Raw genomic sequence first — 16,086 nt, 5'->3', positions numbered from 1 at the left:
GGGCCTCCCCCACACCCGGCACGGACCTCCACCGCGCCCGGTGTGTCCTGGATCGCACCGGGACGAAGGCACCCCTCTTTGCGCGGGCGCCGGGGCGTGCAAGCATGGAGGGGATCCGGGGACGCCGTACGGCGCCACGAGACGACAACCCTTCAGGAGTCCGTTCGATGAACGCTTCTACGCCTTCGCCTGCCCAGAACCAGGCGTCGACCGCCACCCTCTACGGCGGGGTCGCCAACCGCCGTGTCACCGTCCGCGACCTCGCCGCCGCCAAGCAGCGCGGCGAGAAGTGGTCGATGCTCACCGCCTACGACGCCCTCACCGCGGGCGTGTTCGACGAGGCCGGCATCCCGGTGCTGCTGGTCGGCGACTCGGCGGGCAACTGCCACCTCGGCTACGAGACCACCGTCCCGGTGACCATGGATCAGATGGTGATGCTCTCCGCCGCCGTCGTCCGCGGCACCAAGCGGGCCATGATCGTCGCCGACCTGCCGTTCGGCTCGTACCAGGAGTCCCCCGCGCAGGCCATGCACAACGCGGCCCGGCTGATGAAGGAGGCCGGGGTCGGCGCGGTCAAGCTGGAGGGCGGGGAGCGCAGCGCCCGCTCGATCGAGCTGCTGGTCGAGGCCGGCGTCCCGGTGATGGCCCACATCGGCCTCACCCCGCAGTCCGTGCACGCCCTCGGCGGCTACCCCGTCCAGGGCCGCGGCGACGAGGCGGCGCACCAGCTGCTGCGCGACGCCAAGGCCGTCCAGCAGGCGGGCGCCTTCGCGGTGGTGCTGGAGGCCGTCCCGGCCGAGCTGGCCGCCCAGGCCACCGAGCAGCTGGCCATCCCGACCGTCGGCATCGGCGGCGGGCCGGACACCGACGCCCAGGTGCTGGTCTGGACCGACATGGCCGGCATGACGGCCGGCCGGGTGCCCAAGTTCGTCAAGCAGTACGCCGACCTGCGGACCGTCCTCGGCGACGCCGCCCGGGCGTACGCCGAGGACGTGCGCACCGGCGCCTTCCCGGCGGCGGAGCACAGCTTCCACTGACGCTCCCCTCACGGCCCCGCTCCCCCCGGGAGCGGGGCCGCTGCCGTTCCGGGGGCGGGGCCGCCGCCGTTCCCCCTCGCCGGCGTTCCCCGGCCCTCCGGCGGCCGGTGACAGCGGCGTGACAGCGCAGCCCGCCCCGTGACAGGGGGCTGACAGCCGGGGCGGACACCCTGGGGGCATGACACGAATCGCGACGGCCCCGAACGACCGGGGAACCACCTCCGGGAACGCCGTGGAGGTGCACGGCATCGTCAAGCACTACGGCACCACCAAGGCCCTCGACGGGGTCGACCTGACCGTCAAGGAGGGCACCGTCCTCGGCGTGCTCGGCCCCAACGGCGCGGGCAAGACCACCCTGGTGCGCATCCTGTCCACGCTGATCAAGCCGGACGCCGGCACCGCGCACGTCGGCGGCTACGACGTACTGCGCCAGCCCAGGCAGCTGCGCCGCGCGATCGGCCTCACCGGCCAGTACGCCTCCGTGGACGAGCTGCTCTCCGGGTACGAGAACCTCTACCTCATCGGCCGGCTGCTCGACCTCCCCCGCCGGGAGGCCAGGGCCCGGGCCGCCGAGCTGCTGGAGCGCTTCTCGCTCACCGAGGCCGCCAAGCGGCCCGCCAAGACCTACTCCGGCGGCATGCGCCGCCGCCTCGACCTGGCCGCCAGCATGATCGGCCGCCCCCGGGTGCTCTACCTGGACGAGCCCACCACCGGCCTGGACCCTCGCACCCGCAACGAGGTCTGGGACGAGGTGCAGCGGATGGTCGCCGAGGGCAGCACCGTGCTGCTGACCACCCAGTACATGGAGGAGGCGGAGCAGCTCGCGAACGAGCTGACCGTCATCGACCGCGGCCGGGTGATCGCCAACGGCCTGGTGGCCGAGCTGAAGGCCAAGGTCGGCGGGCAGACCCTCCAGGTCCGCCCGGCCCACCCGGCCGAGCTGCCCGAGATGGCCCGCTGCCTGCACGAGAGCGGCATCACCAACGCCACCGTCTCCACCGACACCGGCCTGCTCGCGGTGCCGATCACCGGCGAGGAGCAGCTGACCAGGGTGATCGGGGTGCTCGGCACCCGCGGCTTCGCCGTCGCCGGCATCGACACCAAGGTGCCCAGCCTGGACGAGGTCTTCCTCGCCATCACCGGCAAGCCCGCGTCCGCCGCGGAGCCCGCCCCCAGCCTCGCCAAGGAGCCCGTCGCATGACCACCGCCACGCTCACCCCCTCCCGGGCCCGGGACACCCGGCCGCCGGTGGAGGACTCCCGGATCGGCCTGGCCGGCACCCTGCGGCACGTCGGCGCGCTGACCCGGCGCAACCTGATGCGGATCAAGGCCGACCCGGAGTCGATGTTCGACGCCGTGCTGATGCCGATCATCTTCACCGTGCTGTTCGTCTACGTCTTCGGCGGCGCGATGGCCGGCAGCCAGGACGACTACAAGCAGTACCTGGTCCCCGGCCTGCTCGGGCAGACCGGCCTCACCCTCGCGATGGCCGTCGGCACCGGCCTCAACACCGACTTCCAGACCGGCGTGATGGACCGCTTCCGCACCCTGCCGATCGGGCGGGCCTCGGTACTGCTGTCCAAGATCGTCGCCGAGACCCTCCGCGGACTGGTCTCCTTCGCGATCCTGATCGGCTTCGCGATGCTGATCGGCTTCGAGGTGAAGACCGGCCTGCCGGAGGTGCTGGCCACCATCGGCCTGGGCCTGCTGTTCGGCATGTCGATCGTCTGGATCTCGATGCTGCTGGGCATGGCGCTGCGCAGCGCCCAGGCCGTCCAGGGCGTGGCCATGCTGGTCCTGATGCCGATGCAGTTCGGCAGCTCGATCTTCGCCAGGACCGACACCATGCCGGGCTGGCTGCAGTCCTTCACCAAGATCAACCCGCTCTCGGCGCTCGCCGACGCCTCCCGCGCCCTGCTCAACGGCGAGGGCGCGGTGGCCCACCCGGTGATGATCGTGCTGATCTGGTCGGCCGGCATCACCGCGGTCTTCGCCCCGCTGGCGGTGGCCCGCTTCCGCAAGCGGACCTGAGCCGACGCGACCACCGCCGGCCCCCGTCGGGGGAACGCCGGCGGACGGCCGTGCGCCCGGGACAGGCGCCGGCCGGCGGACGGGCCGTGCGGCCGGTGACCAGGGGACGGGCACCGGCCGCACGGGCCCAGCGGCTTGTCCGGGCCCGCCGGCTTGCACGGGCCCAGCGAACGTACGGGCCCACCGCGCGGGCTAGCCGATCAGCGACTCCAGCAGCTCGAAGGCCTGCTCCTGGGTCATCCCGACCCCGCCTTCCCGGGTCTCCTCGAACTCCGCGTCGCCCATCAGCTCCCGCAGGATCGCCTCCGAGCGGTCGCGCTCGACCCGGTCCAGGTAACCGCCCTTGGGGCCGTTCAGCCCGCCGTGCGCGCCGGTCAGCACGGCCGCCGCCCGGGCCCGCTCCAGATCCCCGTCGCGCCGGGCGAAGGCGCACAGCACCGCCGTCACCGCGGGCACCACCATGACCGTCATGTGCTCGGCGAAACCGCTCGCCGCCGTCACCGCCCGCAGCTGCCGCCAGCCGTCGCGCAGCATCTCGAACCCCGCCTCCGGATCGCCGGCCCGGGCCGTGATCCAGCCCCGGGCGCTCAGCAGCATCCCGGTCACCAGGCTCGGCGCGAAGCCGCCCACCCGGACGGTGTCCAGCTCGTCCAGCTCGGCCAGCGCCAGGTCGAACTCGCCGCGCTGGGCGTGGATGCCGCAGAGCGTCAGGTGGCCGAACATCAGCGCCCCGGTGGTGGACTGGTTGAGGCCGGGGGCCTCGATGGAGGCCAGCGCCTGGCGGATGACCCGCTCGCCGCGCTCCATGTCCTGCTCCAGCAGGGCGGTGCCCAGGTTCACCTGAAGGATCGGCACCTCCAGGTGCGCCCCCAGCTCCTCGATCAGCTCGATCGCCCGCGCGTACGCCTCCGCGGCGGCCGCGGACTCGCCCCGGTTCGACAGCGACTCGCCGTGCGCGGACAGCGCCTGGGAGATCCCCCAGAGGTCGCCCGCCTGCTCGTACAGCTCCAGCGACCGCGCGCCGTCCCGGATGCTCTGCTCCGCGCCGCTCGGCCAGTCGTTCATCATCCTGGCCCGGACCTGCAGGATGAACGCCAGGTCGCTCGGCCCGCCGTGCTCCTGGCAACCGCGCACGGCGTCGTCCAGCAGGCCCTTCATCATGTCCAGGCGGCCGGCCAGGAAGGCGCCGAACACCCGCATCAGCGCCGGGAAGCGGTAGGACTGCGGCAGCTCCGGGGTGTAGACGTCCATCAGCCGCTGGGCGACCTCGATCGCCTCCGGATCGCCGAGGACGTCCAGGTTGCCCTCGAACAGGCCGATCAGCCGGTACATGGAGAGCAGCCGGCGGGCCTCCTCGACCACCCCCGCGGGCAGCGGCAGGTCGTACGCGTGCACGCTGCGGCTCAGCGGCACCGGCCGCGGGGCGTCCGGGGCGAACGGGTCCGGGCCGAGCGCGGCGACGGCGTTGTACCAGGTGCGCGCCTCCAGGCTGTAGCCGCGCAGCGACCAGTACCAGCTCATGCCGAGGGCGAGGAGCAGCGACTGCTCCTCGTCGCGCAGGTCGACGGCGCGGCGCAGCGCCGTCCGGATGTTGTCCTGCTCGCGCTCCATCACGGTCAGCCAGTGCAGCTGCCGGGGGCCGTGGATCTGCGCGTCGGCGAGCGAGAGCATGGTCCGGAAGTGCGCCAGGTGGCGGCCCTCGGTGGCGGCGCGCTCGGCGGCGGACTCGGCGAGGCGCTCGGTCGCGTACTCGTGGATGGTCTCCAGCATCCGGTAGCGCGGCAGGCTGGCCCCGTCCAGATCGGCCACCAGCAGGGACTTGTCGACCAGCGACAGCAGCAGGTCGGCGACCTCGCCGGGGGCCACCCCGACGCCGTCGGCGCAGACCGCCTCGGCGTCCTCCAGCTGCCAGCCGCCCGCGAACACCGCGAGCCGGCGCAGCACCGCCCGCTCCCGCTTGCCCAGCAGGTCCCAGCTCCAGTCGACCACCGCGCGCAGCGTCTGCTGGCGCGGCAGCAGGGTGCGGCTGCCCGCGGTGAGCAGCGTGAACCGGCCGTCCAGCCGGTCGGCTATCTGGCGCGCGGTCATCACCCGCAGCCGGGCGGCGGCCAGTTCGATGGCCAGCGGCAGCCCGTCCAGCCGGCGGCAGATCTCGGCACAGGCCTCCGGGTCGCTGCGCGGGTCGAAGCCGGGACGGGCGGCGGCCGCGCGCTCGGCGAACAGCCGCAGCGCGACCGGGTCGGGCAGCGGCTCGACCGGCAGCACCGTCTCCCCCGGTACGCCCAGCGGCTCGCGGCTGGTGGCGAGCACGGTCAGCCCGGGGCACTCGGCGAGCAGGACGTCGGCGAGGTCGGCGGCGGCCTGGATCAGGTGCTCGCAGTTGTCCAGGACGAGCAGCATCCGGCGGTGGCCGCAGTGTTCGACCAGCCGGCGCACCGGGTCCTCGGCCCGCTTGTCGATCACCTCGGCGACCATGTTGGTGCTGTGCAGCACGATCTCGCGCAGGCCGAGCGCCGAGACCACGGCGGCGGGCACCGCGTCCGGGCTCTCCAGCGGGGCGAGTTCGGCCACCCAGACGCCGTCCGGCCAGGCTCCGGCGGCCTGCTCGGCGCGGCCGGCCTCGGTGGAGAGGCTGGTCTTGCCGGAGCCGCCGGGGCCGGTCAGGGTCACCAGCCGACGGTCCGTCAGCATCGCGCGCAGCGCGGCGAGATCGTCCTCGCGGCCGACGAAGCTGGTCAGCCGGCCGCGCAGATTGCCGCCGGAGCGCGGGAGTTGGGGCGTCGCGGTGGGCAGGGGGGCGGGGTCGGGCCCCGGCCTCGACTCCTCCTGGGGCGCCGGATCCGCCGGGGGTACCGGGGACACCGAGGACACCGGGGCCGCCTGGGGCGCCGGGGCGAGCAACTCGGCGTACAGGGACCGGAGTCCGCGCCCCGGGTCGACGCCGAGCTCGTCGGCCAGGGCCCGCCTGGTCCGCTCGTAGTGGCGCAGCGCCTCGGCCGTCCGCCCGCTCTCGTGCAGCGCCCGGATCATCAGCAGCTGCAAGGGCTCGTCCAGCGGCTGCCGTTCGCACAGCTCGGCCAGTTCGGCGATCAGCTCGGCGGCCCGGCCGAGGCCGAGGTCCGCGGTGATCCGGTGGCGGCGCACCTCCTCGCGCTGGGCCTCCAGCCGGACGGCCGGGCCGCCGCGGTCCGGCAGGTCGGCGAGCGCGGGGCCGCGCCACAGGGCCAGGGCGGCGCGCAGCCGCTCGGCGGCGAGCGCGTGGTCCCCGGCGTCCAGGGCGCGCCGGCCCTCCCCGGTCAGCCGCTGGAAGTCGGCGAGGTCGGTGGCCGGGCCGGTCAGCCAGTACCCGGCCGGGCCGGAGCCGACCTCGTCCCGGCCGATGGTGCGGCGCAGCCGGCCGACCAGGGTCTGGAGCGCGGCGGAGGAGTCCTGCGGCGGCTCGGCCTCCCACACCTCGTCCACCAGCAGGTCGGCCGGCACCGGCCGGCCCTGCCTCAGTGCCAGGGCGGTGAGCAGGGCCCGCAGCCGGGCACCGCCGATCGCCACCGGGGTGCCGTCGTCGTGCTGGGCGGTCGTCGTCCCGAGGATGCCGTAGTACACCCGGACCATTCTGGTCGATGCGCGGGGGAAGGGCCGCACAATTGTGCTGGGCCCGCCCCGGCCCGGCACGTAGGGTGGAGCGCCACCGCGGGTGGGGCGCCTCGGCCGGTGGAACGCCGCCGCGCGCCCGGACGTTCACCCGGGGCGGCTTGTCCGGTCACCGGCCCGCCCGGCATGATCGACCCGGCCCGCGTCCGCCCACCCCCCTCTGCCCACGGAGCACCCACACCATGACCTTCGCCGCCACGCCGCGCTCCCGCAGCGAGGACCGCCGGATCAGCCCGGTGTTCTGGGTGCTCCTCGCCGTCCTCGGCACCTCCGGTTGGGCGGTGTACCAGGGCTACGGCAACGCCTCGTTCGGCGTGTTCCTGTTCGTGGTCGCGGGCTGGATGGTCTCGCTCTGCCTGCACGAGTACGCCCACGCGCGCACCGCGCTGCACGGCGGCGACATCACCGTCGGCGCCAAGGGCTACCTCACGCTCAACCCGCTGAAGTACGCCAACGTGCTGCTCAGCTTCGTGCTGCCGATCGTCTTCGTGATCCTCGGCGGCATCGGCCTGCCCGGCGGCTCGGTCTGGATCGAGCGGAACCGCATCCAGGGCCGGCTCAAGCACAGCCTGATCTCGGCGGCCGGCCCGCTGGTCAACCTGCTCATCGCGGCGGCGCTGCTGATCCCGATCGGCGCGGGCTGGCTGGACGACCCGACGGTGCACGCGTTCTGGAACGGCTACGAGCTGCCCTACTCGCCGTTCTCCGGCGCGCTGGGCTTCCTCGGCTTCCTCCAGCTGAGCGCGGCGGTGCTGAACCTGCTGCCGGTGCCCGGGCTGGACGGCTACGGGATCGTCGAGCCCTGGCTGTCGTACCGGACCCGGCGCGCGGTCGAGCCGTTCGCGCCGTACGGGATGCTCGCGGTGTTCGCGCTGCTGTGGCAGCCCCAGGTGAACCAGTTCTTCTTCGGCATAGTCCACGGCCTGATGACCCTGTTCGGCGTCGACCAGGACTACGCGGCGCTCGGCCGGTACCTGTTCAGCTTCTGGAAGAACTAGCCTGTACGGCCAGGCCCGGGCTTCAGCCCTGTTCGGCGGCCGCCGCGGCGATCCTGGCCCGGCGGCGGTCCATCCACAGCACGTTGCTGGCCACGCCGGCCAGCGGCAGCCAGATCAGGCCCAGCCAGAAGCCCTGGACCAGCGACACCACCAGGGCCACGAGGGCGAGGACGACGGCGGCCAGGGCGAAACGGGACGTGCGAGGCATGGCGGGAGGCTCCTAGAACGGGTGCGGGCGGCCGGTTCACGGCCGCCACCCATTGTCGCCGACCTCACCTCCGGAGCCGGGCCAGGGGTGAGGTCGACACGACGGGCACCGGGCGTGTCGGGCACGCCCTGGATCAGACGCCCTGGATCAGACGTCGGTGATCCGCAGGCCCGCGTGGGCCTTGTAGCGGCGGTTGACCGAGATCAGGTTGGCGACGAGCGACTCCACCTGGTGGGCGTTGCGCAGCCGGCCCGCGTAGATGCCGCGCATCCCGGGGATGCGGGCGGCCAGGCCCCGCACGATGTCGGTGGCCTCCCGGTCGTCGCCGAGCACCATGACGTCGGTGTCGATGCTCTCCACCGACTCGTCCTGGAGCAGCACCGCCGAGAGGTGGTGGAACGCGGCGGTGACCCGGGAGTCCGGCAGCAGGGCGGCGGCCTGCTCGGCGGCGCTGCCCTCCTCCGGCTTCAGCGCGTACGCGCCCTGCTTGTCGAAGCCCAGCGGGTTGACGCAGTCGACGACGATCTTGCCCGCGAGCTCCTCGCGCAGCGCGGCCAGCGTGGCGGCGTGGCCGTCCCACGGGACCGCGATGATCACCACGTCGCTCTCCCGGGCGACGGTGGCGTTGTCGGCGCCGCGCACGCCGAGGCCCAGCTCGGCCGCCGAGGCCTCGGCCCGGGCGGCGGCGCGGGAGCCGATGATCACCTGCTGGCCGGCCTTGGCCAGCCGCAGGGCCAGTCCCCGCCCCTGGTCGCCGGTGCCGCCGAGGACACCGACCACCAGCTGCGAGACGTCCGGTACTTCATGGGCCGGGTTTGTCGCTGAATCGAGGGAAGTCATGGGCCGATCCTGCCAAATCCCCGGCCCGGCGGGACATCCTGGCCCGCATGGACGCGGTGAGAGTTTCGGCACTCCGGGAACGGCTGACGGGAACGGGCTGGTTGGAGGCGGTCGGCGGCTTCGCCGGGGCGCTGCGCCGTTCTGTGGAGCGGCGCGGGGCGAGCGGGCTGCTGCTGGTCGGCACCGAGGCGTACGAGCCCTGGCACCTGGCCGCCCACCTGGACGACGAGGCCGTGTGGTCGGACGTCCCCCGGCTGGCGCCCACCCTGCTGCGGCACAGCCCGCCGGCCGGCGCCCCCGCCCACCTGACGCACGACCTGCGGCGGCTCGCCGAGGTCGGGCGCGGCGACACCGTGCTGGTGGTGGTCCCGGAGGCGGCCGGCGCCCCGCTGCTGGAGCGGGTGCAGGACGCCCGGCGGCGCGGCGCGACCGTGCTCGCGCTGGACGGGGGAGCGCCGGGCGGGCCCGCGGGGGCGGGCGGGGCGGACGGGCTCGGCGGGCCGGCGGGGCGCGGCGGGCCTGATGAGCTCGGCCGGCCGGCTGGGTCCGGCGGCCTCGGCGAGCTGCGCGGGCTCGCGCACGAGCGGCTGACCGTCGGCACCGCCGCCGAGGGGCCCTTCGACCTCGCCCAGCACCTGGTCAGCGTCGCCGCCGGGCAGCGGGCCGGCCGCCGCTCCGTCCGGGAGCGGCTCGTCCGACTCGCCGGGCGGCTGACCTCGACGCCCGCGATCAGCCGCTGGTGAGCCGGGCGTCCGCGGCACCGGCGGGCTCGCCCCGGCCGTCGACGGGGCGGAAAACCCTTTGCGGAGGCGGTGACCGCCGTCCGAGGATGACGATTCGTGAACGTCGACGAACCCCCGCATCCCGCCGTGCCCGGCCGTGCCCGGAGGCTGCTGCGCTCGCTGACGCCCGACCTGTCCCCCTGGCGCGCCTCGCGCGACTTCCGCTACCTGTGGACCTCCGGCTGCGTCACCAGCTTCGGCGGGTTCCTGACCCTCGTCGCCGTGCCGATGCAGATCAAGGAGCTCACCGGCTCCTCCTTCGCGGTCGGCCTGATCGGCGCCGTCGAACTCGTGCCGCTGATCGTCTTCGGCCTGTGGGGCGGCGCCCTCGCCGACGCGCTGGACCGCCGGAAGCTGGTGCTGCGGGCGGAGGTCGCGCTCGGCCTGCTGGCCGGGCTGCTGCTGGTCAACGCCCTGCTGCCGCACCCGCTGCTGTGGCCGATCTACCTGGTCGCCGCGCTGGTCGCGGCCGCCGACGGCATCCAGCGCCCGGCGCTGGACTCGCTCCTGCCCCGGCTCGTCCCGCACCAGCACCTGACCGCCGCGTTCGCCCTCAGGTCGCTGTACCACAACGCCGCTTCGGTGGCCGGCCCGGCACTGGCCGGGGTCGTGGTGGCCTTCGCCGGGGTGCAGACCGCGTACGCGCTGGACCTCCTGTCCTTCGCCGTCTCGCTGCTGCTGCTCGTCCGGATCAAGGCGGTGCCGCCGCGCACCGGCGCCGAACGGCCGTCCGTCCGGGCGGTGCTGACCGGCGTCCGCTACGCCTGGAGCCGCAAGGACCTGCTCGGCACCTACGCGATCGACCTCTGCGCCATGCTGTTCGCCTACCCGGTGGCCGTCTTCCCGTTCCTGGCCTCGGAGTTGGGGGCGGACTGGGCGCTCGGCCCGATGTACGCGGCCTCCGCCCTGGGCGCCCTGCTGGTCGGCGCGACCAGCGGCTGGACCTCCCGCGTCCACCGGCACGGGCGGCTGCTGGTGGCCGCCGCCGTCGGCTGGGGCGGGGCGATGGCGCTCGCCGGACTGACCGAGCACATCGGACTGGTGCTGCTCGGCCTGGCACTGGCCGGCGGCGCCGACGAGATCAGCGGGCTCGCCCGCTCGACCATGTGGAACCAGTCCATCCCTGACGAACTGCGCGGGCGGATGGCCGGCGTCGAACTGCTCAGCTACTCCGTCGGCCCGCAGCTCGGCCAGGTCCGGGCCGGCACCATGGCCGGGCTGGTCGGCGTGCGCGCCGCCGTCTGGGCCGGCGGCGCCGCCTGCGTGGTCGCCGTGCTCGCGGTCGCCGCCGCCCTCCCGAAGCTGCTCGCCTACGACGACCGCACCGACCCCAACGCCGCCGCCGTCCGCGCCCACCACGAAGCCACCGAACGCGAGGCCGCCCAGCCCGCCTGACACCGCCCCCGCCGCACGCCCCGCCGGCCGGGGGCTACTCGGCGTCGTCCTTCGGCTTGTCGCTCCAGCGCGGGTCGTTCTGCCACTCCCGGTTGCGCTCGTCGGCGATGCGCAGGGCCTGGGCGGCCTCCTCGGGGGTGGCGTACGGGCCCAGGCGGTCCTTCGCCGGGCACTCCGGGCCCTCCTCGACCTTGTTGTGCTTGATGCAGTAGAACCACTCGCCGGGTTTGCCGGTCGGCTTGCGGTTGAATCCGAGGGGCATCGCGCTCTCCCGTTCAGAAGGCCGGAGGGATGGGTCGGTACCGATCATTCCCCGCCCCGGGCCGGGCCGCACACCGCCCGGGGGCCCGGGGACCGGCGACTAGACTCGCGGCATGGCTCTCGTACCCGGCATCCAGTCCCCCACCCGCAAGGTCCCGGCGCACATCGCGCGCCCCGAGTACGTCGGCAAGCCCGCGCCGACGCCGTACACCGGGCCCGAGGTGCAGACCGCCGAGACGATCGAGAAGATGCGGATCGCCGGCGGGATCGCCGCCCGGGCGATGGAGGAGGCGGCCAAGCTGATCGCCCCCGGCGTCACCACCGACGCGCTGGACGCCGTCGCCCACGCGTACATGTGCGACCACGGCGCCTACCCGTCCGACCTCGGCTACCGGGGCTTCCCCAAGTCCGTCTGCACCTCGATCAACGAGGTGATCTGCCACGGCATCCCGGACTCGACCGTGCTCCAGGACGGCGACATCGTCAACATCGACGCCACCGCCTACATCCACGGGGTGCACGGCGACCTCAACGCCACCTACCTGGTCGGCGACGTGGACGAGGAGTCCCGGCTGCTGGTCGAGCGCACCCGGGAGTCGCTCAACCGGGCGATCAAGGCGGTCAAGCCGGGCCGTCAGATCAACGTCATCGGGCGGGTCATCGAGTCCTACGCCAAGCGCTTCGACTACGGCGTGGTGCGGGACTTCACCGGACACGGCATCAACACGTCGTTCCACTCCGGCCTGATCATCCCGCACTACGACAGCGAGCGGGCCACCGAGGTGATCAAGCCCGGCATGAGCTTCACCATCGAGCCGATGCTGACCCTGGGCACCTACGACTACGAGATCTGGGAGGACGGCTGGACGGTCGTCACCAAGGACCGCAAGCGCACCGCCCAGTTCGAGCACACCCTGGTGGTCACGGCGGACGGCGCGGAGATCCTCACCCTGCCGTGACGCGGTGACGCGGTGCCCCCCGGCCTTCCGCCGTCCCGGGCGTCGTCAGCCGATCAGCCACTGCTCCTCGGCGACGGCGCCCACCTCGGTACAGGCGTCGGTGAGCACGTCCAGGACGCGCAGCGGGTCCGGCAGCGGCTGCTCGGGCCCGCGCAGCCACCTCACCTGGGAGCCGTCCGGCAGCGCGGCCGGCGGCAGCAGGGTGTACGAGCCGCGGCAGTGCCAGCGCAGGCCGGGGTGCTCGGACATGGTGTCCGGGGTGGAGTCGAGCGCGCTCGGCCACCACTCGTCCTCGTCCTGCGGGGTGCCGCGGGTGGCGGTGAAGAACAGGTAGCGGTCCCCGCCGACGGCGGCGACCGGGCCCTCGACGCCCAGCGCGGTCAGCCGCTCCAGGGCGAGCCGTCCGGCCTCCGCCGGGACGTCCAGCACGTCGTGCACCCGGCCGGTGGCGGTGATGAAGTTGGCCTGGGGGTCGCGGGCGAGCCAGCGGGAGAGCTGCTCGGGGTCGGTGGTGGCCTGGGTCTGCCAGGCGAAGGAGACCGGGTGCTGGGCGGGCGCCGGACAGGCCACCCGGTCGCAGGAGCACCGGTAACCGGAGGGGTGGGCGGCGGGCGCGAGGGGGAATCCGGCGCGCACCGCGCCGAGCAGCTGATCGAGTCCGGCGGCCGGGTCGTCGGCGCCCCCCGCCCGCTGACGATCACGCTTCTGCCACCAGGTCGTCCACCTGCTGCCGGCTTCCATCGGGCCCCTTCCGCGCAACTGCCGTGCCTGGTGCGACACAGCGTTCGACGTACATCCGACGCAACGCACGGCGCCCCCGGCTGCTTCCCGGGGTGCTCGGCCCTGACGTCCGCGCCCTGCCGGCCGTTGCCCGGGGTCACCGGACGGCCGACGCCCGGGTCACGGTACGCAGTCGCGGCAGCACGCTGTCCGCGCCAAATCGGCCGGAGGGCGCGCGGATTCGCGCCTCGCCCGGCCCGTACGGGGCCCGCTGACCCGGGTGGACCCCGAGGGCGTAACAGGAAGGATAAGGGTGCGGAGGGCCTCCGGATGACCGGGGGCGGTGCCTCTCCGGTCACACTCGCGGTGACGCCCGCGGCGCACCCCGGGCACACTCCCGGCACGCCGCCCTCACGCGACCTCCGCCCGCCCTCCCGCCCGGGAGCCCCCCGACAGCCCCGGCGCTCCCCCTCCGGCGCTCCCGGCACGGCCCCGTCCGGGGTGTTCCGCGGAGGTGAGACCCTGGAGGGATGAAGAGCGCGGACACCGAATTCGTGGGCGGCCCCCTGGACGGGAAGATCCTGCCCATCCCCCTGGGGCCGATCCTCGGCGTGCCCAAGAAGTACAAGGTTCCGGTCCCCGCGCACGGCGAGGCCCCCGCGCGCACACTGGTGTACGTCCGGAGCAAGCAGGTTCGGGGCCTGAGCTGGTTCTGGCGCTACGAGTACGACGAGGCGGCCACCGCCCGCGCCTCCGGCTGACGGGCCCGCGCGCTTCCTCGCCGCCCGCGGCGCCCTGCACTGCCCGGCGTTGCCCTTCGTTCGCCTTCCGGGGAGGTCGGCATGGCGAGGACGGTACGGCACCCGAGGAGCCGCTCGCGGGCGGTCGCCCATCACAACCGGCAGGTCGCCGGCGTCACCGGTGTGCTGCTCCTGGTGGTGTGCCTCTACAGCGTGGCGATCGGGCCGAACGCCTGGCTCTGGTTCGGCTGGGCGGTACTGCTGCTGGTGTGCGCCGCACTGTTCGCGGTCCGGCCGTGAGCCCCGTGGGACCGCACGGCCGGCCGCGGCACCCGTCCCGCTCCCCCGCGGGTCCTCCCCCGGCTCCCCCCGGGTCGGTCAGTCATCCTCGGCGAGGATGAGGTACAGCTTCTTGCGGGCCTCGGTCAGCACGGCGAGGCCCTTGGTGCGCTGCGCCTCGGTGCCGGTGGCCATGACCTGCCGGATCGCCTGGTCGACGGCGGCGAGCGCCTGGCCGACCTCCTGGACGGCCTCCCAGTCGACCTCCCGGCCGGCCTCCGCCCACGGCTCGGCCGGCCCGGCGTCGGCCTGGGCCCGGCCCGCCTCGGTGAGCGAGACCAGCCGCTTGCCGCCGACCTCCTCCGCGGTGATCAGGCCCTCCTCCTCCAGCAGCTGGAGGTTGGGGTAGATCGACCCCGGGCTGGGCCGCCAGGCCCCGCCGGTCCGCTCGGTGATCTCGGCGATCATCTCGTAGCCGTGCATCGGCCGCTCCTTGAGCAGCGCCAGCAGCGAGGCCCGGACGTCACCGCGCCGGGCCCGCCCGCCGCGCCGCCCGTGCGGACCACCGCGCCGGCCGCCGTGGCCGCCGTAGCCGTGCCCGAACGGGCCGCCCATCGGCCGGCCGGGGCCGCCGCCGCCGAACGGCGGGCCGAACCCGCCGAACGCCTCCCGGCCCTCCATGCCCTCCCCGGGCATTCCCCGGAACTCCGGGCCCGGGCCGCGGCGCCGGCCGCCGCCCGCTCCGCCGCCGCGCGGGCCGTCCCAGCGGAATCGCTTCCCCTGACGTTCTGAGCGCATCGCGCCCACCTCCTGCGTGTGTCTCCGATGTTCGACGAGCCAGTCGAGTTACTGTCTCGATAGTTCGACGATATATCGGTGACTGTCGCTCGTCAACGGATTCCGACACGCCCGCGGAGCACGGCGCATCCCCGGTGCATCCCCCGTCCAGCCGCTACGGTGGCGGGCATGGCCGCAGAACGAGACCTCGCGACACTGCTGCGCGGAATGAGCCCGCAGCTCAACCCGGGGCGGTACGTCTACTGCACGCTCCCCGCACGGGTGCCCGCCGGCATGCGGCCGGTGGTGACCGTCGCCGAACCCGAGGGGGTGACGATGGTGGTCGCCCAGGAGGAGGCGGACGCGCTCGGGCTGCGCTACGAGTACGTGGCGGCCTGGATCACCCTGCGGATCCACTCGGCGCTGGAGGCCGTCGGACTGACCGCCGCGGTCTCCGGCCGGCTCGCCGAGGAGGGCATCAGCTGCAACGTGGTGGCCGGCTTCCACCACGACCACCTGTTCGTCGCCGCCGACGACGCCGACCGCGCCGTCCGCGCCCTGGAGGACCTCGCCGCCCGCTCCGCCTGACGTCGACGCCGAGTGGCCGTCTCCCCGGCGGCCTCCAACACTGGAGGTGACCGCGCGGCCACCCCGGGCCGCCCCACCGGAAGGAGACGGCCGCCATGGCCATCTGCGTCACCTGCGGCAACGACTACTGGCTGGCCTTCGAGATCAAGACGGTCACCGGCGACACCTACACCTTCGACAGCTTCGAGTGCGCCATGGAGAAGCTCGCCCCGCGCTGCGAACAGTGTTCGGTCCGCATCGTCGGCCACGGCGTCGAGGTGGCCGGCATGTTCTTCTGCTGCGCCAACTGCGCCCGCGTCAACGGCGGCCTCGGCGACCAGATCCGCGACGCCGTCGGCGCCCGCCCCGCCTGAGAACCGGTGCCCGCCCCGCCTGAGGACCGATGCCCGCCCCGGCCGGGGCAGGCATCGCCGTGCGGGGGTCCCCGCCTCCGTCAGGGGACGGAAGGTCCGCATTCCTGGTCGAACTTGTGCTGGAGGTCGGACAGCCGCTTCTCGTCGTACGACAGCTGCCGGCGGTCCGCGGCCAGTCCCGCCTCGGCCGAGGCGACCTTCACCGGATCGGGATCACGCTGGGAACGCAGCCGGTCGAGCCCGGCCTGGTCGTTCCCCACGGCCGTGAGGTCGTGCTCCACCGCGTGCTCGGCCGTGGCCATCCAGGTCTTCATGCGGCTGCACGGGTCGGGTGGCAGAGGGGCCATGGGTACGCCCCCTTCCTCTCGGATTCGGGCCTTGCCCGCTGCCTCCATCGTGGCGCCGCCCCGCCGCGGCCCGCATCCGGAGCCCCCGGGGGAGCCCGCCCAGCCATGACGAAGGGCCCTCCG

The 16,086-nt window shown here is 74.3% G+C and carries 18 protein-coding genes; 11 read left to right on the top strand and 7 right to left on the bottom strand.

Going from position 1 to position 16,086, the window contains the following annotated elements; translation table 11 throughout:
• Positions 1-167: 167 nt before the first annotated feature.
• The 3 genes from panB to ACFWP2_RS01215 all read left to right on the top strand — a co-directional run bounded on the left by panB (position 168) and on the right by ACFWP2_RS01215 (position 3,068).
• Positions 168-1,037, top strand: a complete 870-nt coding sequence (panB, locus tag ACFWP2_RS01225; protein WP_380447008.1) for a 3-methyl-2-oxobutanoate hydroxymethyltransferase — start codon at positions 168-170, stop codon at positions 1,035-1,037.
• 178 nt (positions 1,038-1,215) lie between these two features.
• Positions 1,216-2,238, top strand: coding sequence for an ATP-binding cassette domain-containing protein (locus tag ACFWP2_RS01220; protein WP_380447005.1), 1,023 nt, complete (start codon positions 1,216-1,218; stop codon positions 2,236-2,238).
• Entirely contained in the window at positions 2,235-3,068 is an 834-nt protein-coding gene (locus ACFWP2_RS01215; protein WP_380447003.1) for an ABC transporter permease, read from the top strand. The genes ACFWP2_RS01220 and ACFWP2_RS01215 overlap by 4 nt, the downstream gene beginning before the upstream one ends.
• Before the next feature lie 192 nt (positions 3,069-3,260).
• Here ACFWP2_RS01215 and ACFWP2_RS01210 read toward each other — a convergent pair whose 3' ends face one another.
• Positions 3,261-6,668 (bottom strand): BTAD domain-containing putative transcriptional regulator, encoded by a 3,408-nt coding sequence (locus tag ACFWP2_RS01210; RefSeq protein WP_380447000.1) that lies wholly within the window; start codon positions 6,666-6,668, stop codon positions 3,261-3,263.
• Positions 6,669-6,898: 230 nt separating this feature from the next.
• Between ACFWP2_RS01210 and ACFWP2_RS01205 the strand changes: the two genes are divergently transcribed.
• Complete coding sequence (locus tag ACFWP2_RS01205; protein ID WP_380446998.1) at positions 6,899-7,714, top strand: site-2 protease family protein; 816 nt, start codon at positions 6,899-6,901, stop codon at positions 7,712-7,714.
• A 22-nt stretch (positions 7,715-7,736) separates the two neighbouring features.
• Here ACFWP2_RS01205 and ACFWP2_RS01200 read toward each other — a convergent pair whose 3' ends face one another.
• Complete coding sequence (locus tag ACFWP2_RS01200) at positions 7,737-7,922, bottom strand: hypothetical protein (protein ID WP_360344282.1); 186 nt, start codon at positions 7,920-7,922, stop codon at positions 7,737-7,739.
• Positions 7,923-8,069: 147 nt separating this feature from the next.
• Positions 8,070-8,762, bottom strand: coding sequence for an NADPH-dependent F420 reductase (gene npdG, locus ACFWP2_RS01195; protein ID WP_380446995.1), 693 nt, complete (start codon positions 8,760-8,762; stop codon positions 8,070-8,072).
• Positions 8,763-8,809: 47 nt separating this feature from the next.
• On the opposite strand from npdG, the gene ACFWP2_RS01190 reads away from it, so the two are divergent.
• Positions 8,810-9,505: a hypothetical protein gene (locus tag ACFWP2_RS01190; RefSeq protein WP_380446993.1), complete on the top strand. Its 696-nt coding sequence runs from the start codon at positions 8,810-8,812 to the stop codon at positions 9,503-9,505.
• Between the two features lie 96 nt (positions 9,506-9,601).
• A complete protein-coding gene (locus ACFWP2_RS01185) occupies positions 9,602-10,939 on the top strand; it encodes an MFS transporter (RefSeq protein WP_380446990.1) in 1,338 nt (445 codons plus the stop codon).
• A gap of 34 nt (positions 10,940-10,973) precedes the next feature.
• Here ACFWP2_RS01185 and ACFWP2_RS01180 read toward each other — a convergent pair whose 3' ends face one another.
• Entirely contained in the window at positions 10,974-11,201 is a 228-nt protein-coding gene (locus ACFWP2_RS01180; protein WP_359896920.1) for a hypothetical protein, read from the bottom strand.
• A gap of 112 nt (positions 11,202-11,313) precedes the next feature.
• Between ACFWP2_RS01180 and map the strand changes: the two genes are divergently transcribed.
• The gene (gene map / locus ACFWP2_RS01175; RefSeq protein ID WP_380446988.1) at positions 11,314-12,159 is read left to right on the top strand and encodes a type I methionyl aminopeptidase; all 846 of its coding nucleotides are present in this window, start codon (positions 11,314-11,316) and stop codon (positions 12,157-12,159) included.
• Positions 12,160-12,204: 45 nt separating this feature from the next.
• Here map and ACFWP2_RS01170 read toward each other — a convergent pair whose 3' ends face one another.
• Positions 12,205-12,900, bottom strand: coding sequence for a bifunctional DNA primase/polymerase (locus ACFWP2_RS01170; protein ID WP_360344261.1), 696 nt, complete (start codon positions 12,898-12,900; stop codon positions 12,205-12,207).
• 509 nt (positions 12,901-13,409) lie between these two features.
• On the opposite strand from ACFWP2_RS01170, the gene ACFWP2_RS01165 reads away from it, so the two are divergent.
• Together ACFWP2_RS01165 and ACFWP2_RS01160 are read left to right on the top strand one after the other, a co-directional pair.
• Complete coding sequence (locus ACFWP2_RS01165; RefSeq protein ID WP_380446985.1) at positions 13,410-13,640, top strand: hypothetical protein; 231 nt, start codon at positions 13,410-13,412, stop codon at positions 13,638-13,640.
• A gap of 81 nt (positions 13,641-13,721) precedes the next feature.
• Positions 13,722-13,919 carry a hypothetical protein gene (locus ACFWP2_RS01160; protein ID WP_380446983.1) on the top strand — a complete coding sequence of 66 codons (198 nt, stop codon included), beginning with the start codon at positions 13,722-13,724 and terminating at the stop codon, positions 13,917-13,919.
• A 78-nt stretch (positions 13,920-13,997) separates the two neighbouring features.
• Here ACFWP2_RS01160 and ACFWP2_RS01155 read toward each other — a convergent pair whose 3' ends face one another.
• A complete protein-coding gene (locus ACFWP2_RS01155; RefSeq protein ID WP_380446981.1) occupies positions 13,998-14,696 on the bottom strand; it encodes a PadR family transcriptional regulator in 699 nt (232 codons plus the stop codon).
• Positions 14,697-14,864: 168 nt separating this feature from the next.
• On the opposite strand from ACFWP2_RS01155, the gene ACFWP2_RS01150 reads away from it, so the two are divergent.
• Positions 14,865-15,263 (top strand): ACT domain-containing protein, encoded by a 399-nt coding sequence (locus tag ACFWP2_RS01150; protein WP_224273954.1) that lies wholly within the window; start codon positions 14,865-14,867, stop codon positions 15,261-15,263.
• A 95-nt stretch (positions 15,264-15,358) separates the two neighbouring features.
• A complete protein-coding gene (locus ACFWP2_RS01145; RefSeq protein WP_380446978.1) occupies positions 15,359-15,616 on the top strand; it encodes a Prokaryotic metallothionein in 258 nt (85 codons plus the stop codon).
• Between the two features lie 80 nt (positions 15,617-15,696).
• Here the strand turns inward: ACFWP2_RS01145 and ACFWP2_RS01140 are convergent, their stop codons facing one another.
• The gene (locus ACFWP2_RS01140; RefSeq protein WP_380446976.1) at positions 15,697-15,963 is read right to left on the bottom strand and encodes a hypothetical protein; all 267 of its coding nucleotides are present in this window, start codon (positions 15,961-15,963) and stop codon (positions 15,697-15,699) included.
• Positions 15,964-16,086 lie beyond the last annotated feature (123 nt).

The sequence above is a fragment of the Kitasatospora sp. NPDC058444 genome (genome assembly GCF_042721415.1).
GTDB lineage: Bacteria > Actinomycetota > Actinomycetes > Streptomycetales > Streptomycetaceae > Kitasatospora.
This window is presented reverse-complemented; position numbering and strand designations above follow the sequence as displayed.

Excerpts from the sequence above, each read along its gene's own strand:
- panB (WP_380447008.1), top strand. The coding sequence starts at position 168 with ATGAACGCTTCTACGCCTTCGCCTGCCCAGAACCAGGCGTCGACCGCC.
- ACFWP2_RS01220 (WP_380447005.1), top strand. The coding sequence starts at position 1,216 with ATGACACGAATCGCGACGGCCCCGAACGACCGGGGAACCACCTCCGGG.
- ACFWP2_RS01215 (WP_380447003.1), top strand. The coding sequence starts at position 2,235 with ATGACCACCGCCACGCTCACCCCCTCCCGGGCCCGGGACACCCGGCCG.
- ACFWP2_RS01205 (WP_380446998.1), top strand. The coding sequence starts at position 6,899 with ATGACCTTCGCCGCCACGCCGCGCTCCCGCAGCGAGGACCGCCGGATC.
- ACFWP2_RS01200 (WP_360344282.1), bottom strand. The coding sequence starts at position 7,922 with ATGCCTCGCACGTCCCGTTTCGCCCTGGCCGCCGTCGTCCTCGCCCTC.
- npdG (WP_380446995.1), bottom strand. The coding sequence starts at position 8,762 with ATGACTTCCCTCGATTCAGCGACAAACCCGGCCCATGAAGTACCGGAC.
- ACFWP2_RS01190 (WP_380446993.1), top strand. The coding sequence starts at position 8,810 with ATGGACGCGGTGAGAGTTTCGGCACTCCGGGAACGGCTGACGGGAACG.
- ACFWP2_RS01180 (WP_359896920.1), bottom strand. The coding sequence starts at position 11,201 with ATGCCCCTCGGATTCAACCGCAAGCCGACCGGCAAACCCGGCGAGTGG.
- map (WP_380446988.1), top strand. The coding sequence starts at position 11,314 with ATGGCTCTCGTACCCGGCATCCAGTCCCCCACCCGCAAGGTCCCGGCG.
- ACFWP2_RS01170 (WP_360344261.1), bottom strand. The coding sequence starts at position 12,900 with ATGGAAGCCGGCAGCAGGTGGACGACCTGGTGGCAGAAGCGTGATCGT.
- ACFWP2_RS01165 (WP_380446985.1), top strand. The coding sequence starts at position 13,410 with ATGAAGAGCGCGGACACCGAATTCGTGGGCGGCCCCCTGGACGGGAAG.
- ACFWP2_RS01160 (WP_380446983.1), top strand. The coding sequence starts at position 13,722 with ATGGCGAGGACGGTACGGCACCCGAGGAGCCGCTCGCGGGCGGTCGCC.
- ACFWP2_RS01155 (WP_380446981.1), bottom strand. The coding sequence starts at position 14,696 with ATGCGCTCAGAACGTCAGGGGAAGCGATTCCGCTGGGACGGCCCGCGC.
- ACFWP2_RS01150 (WP_224273954.1), top strand. The coding sequence starts at position 14,865 with ATGGCCGCAGAACGAGACCTCGCGACACTGCTGCGCGGAATGAGCCCG.
- ACFWP2_RS01145 (WP_380446978.1), top strand. The coding sequence starts at position 15,359 with ATGGCCATCTGCGTCACCTGCGGCAACGACTACTGGCTGGCCTTCGAG.
- ACFWP2_RS01140 (WP_380446976.1), bottom strand. The coding sequence starts at position 15,963 with ATGGCCCCTCTGCCACCCGACCCGTGCAGCCGCATGAAGACCTGGATG.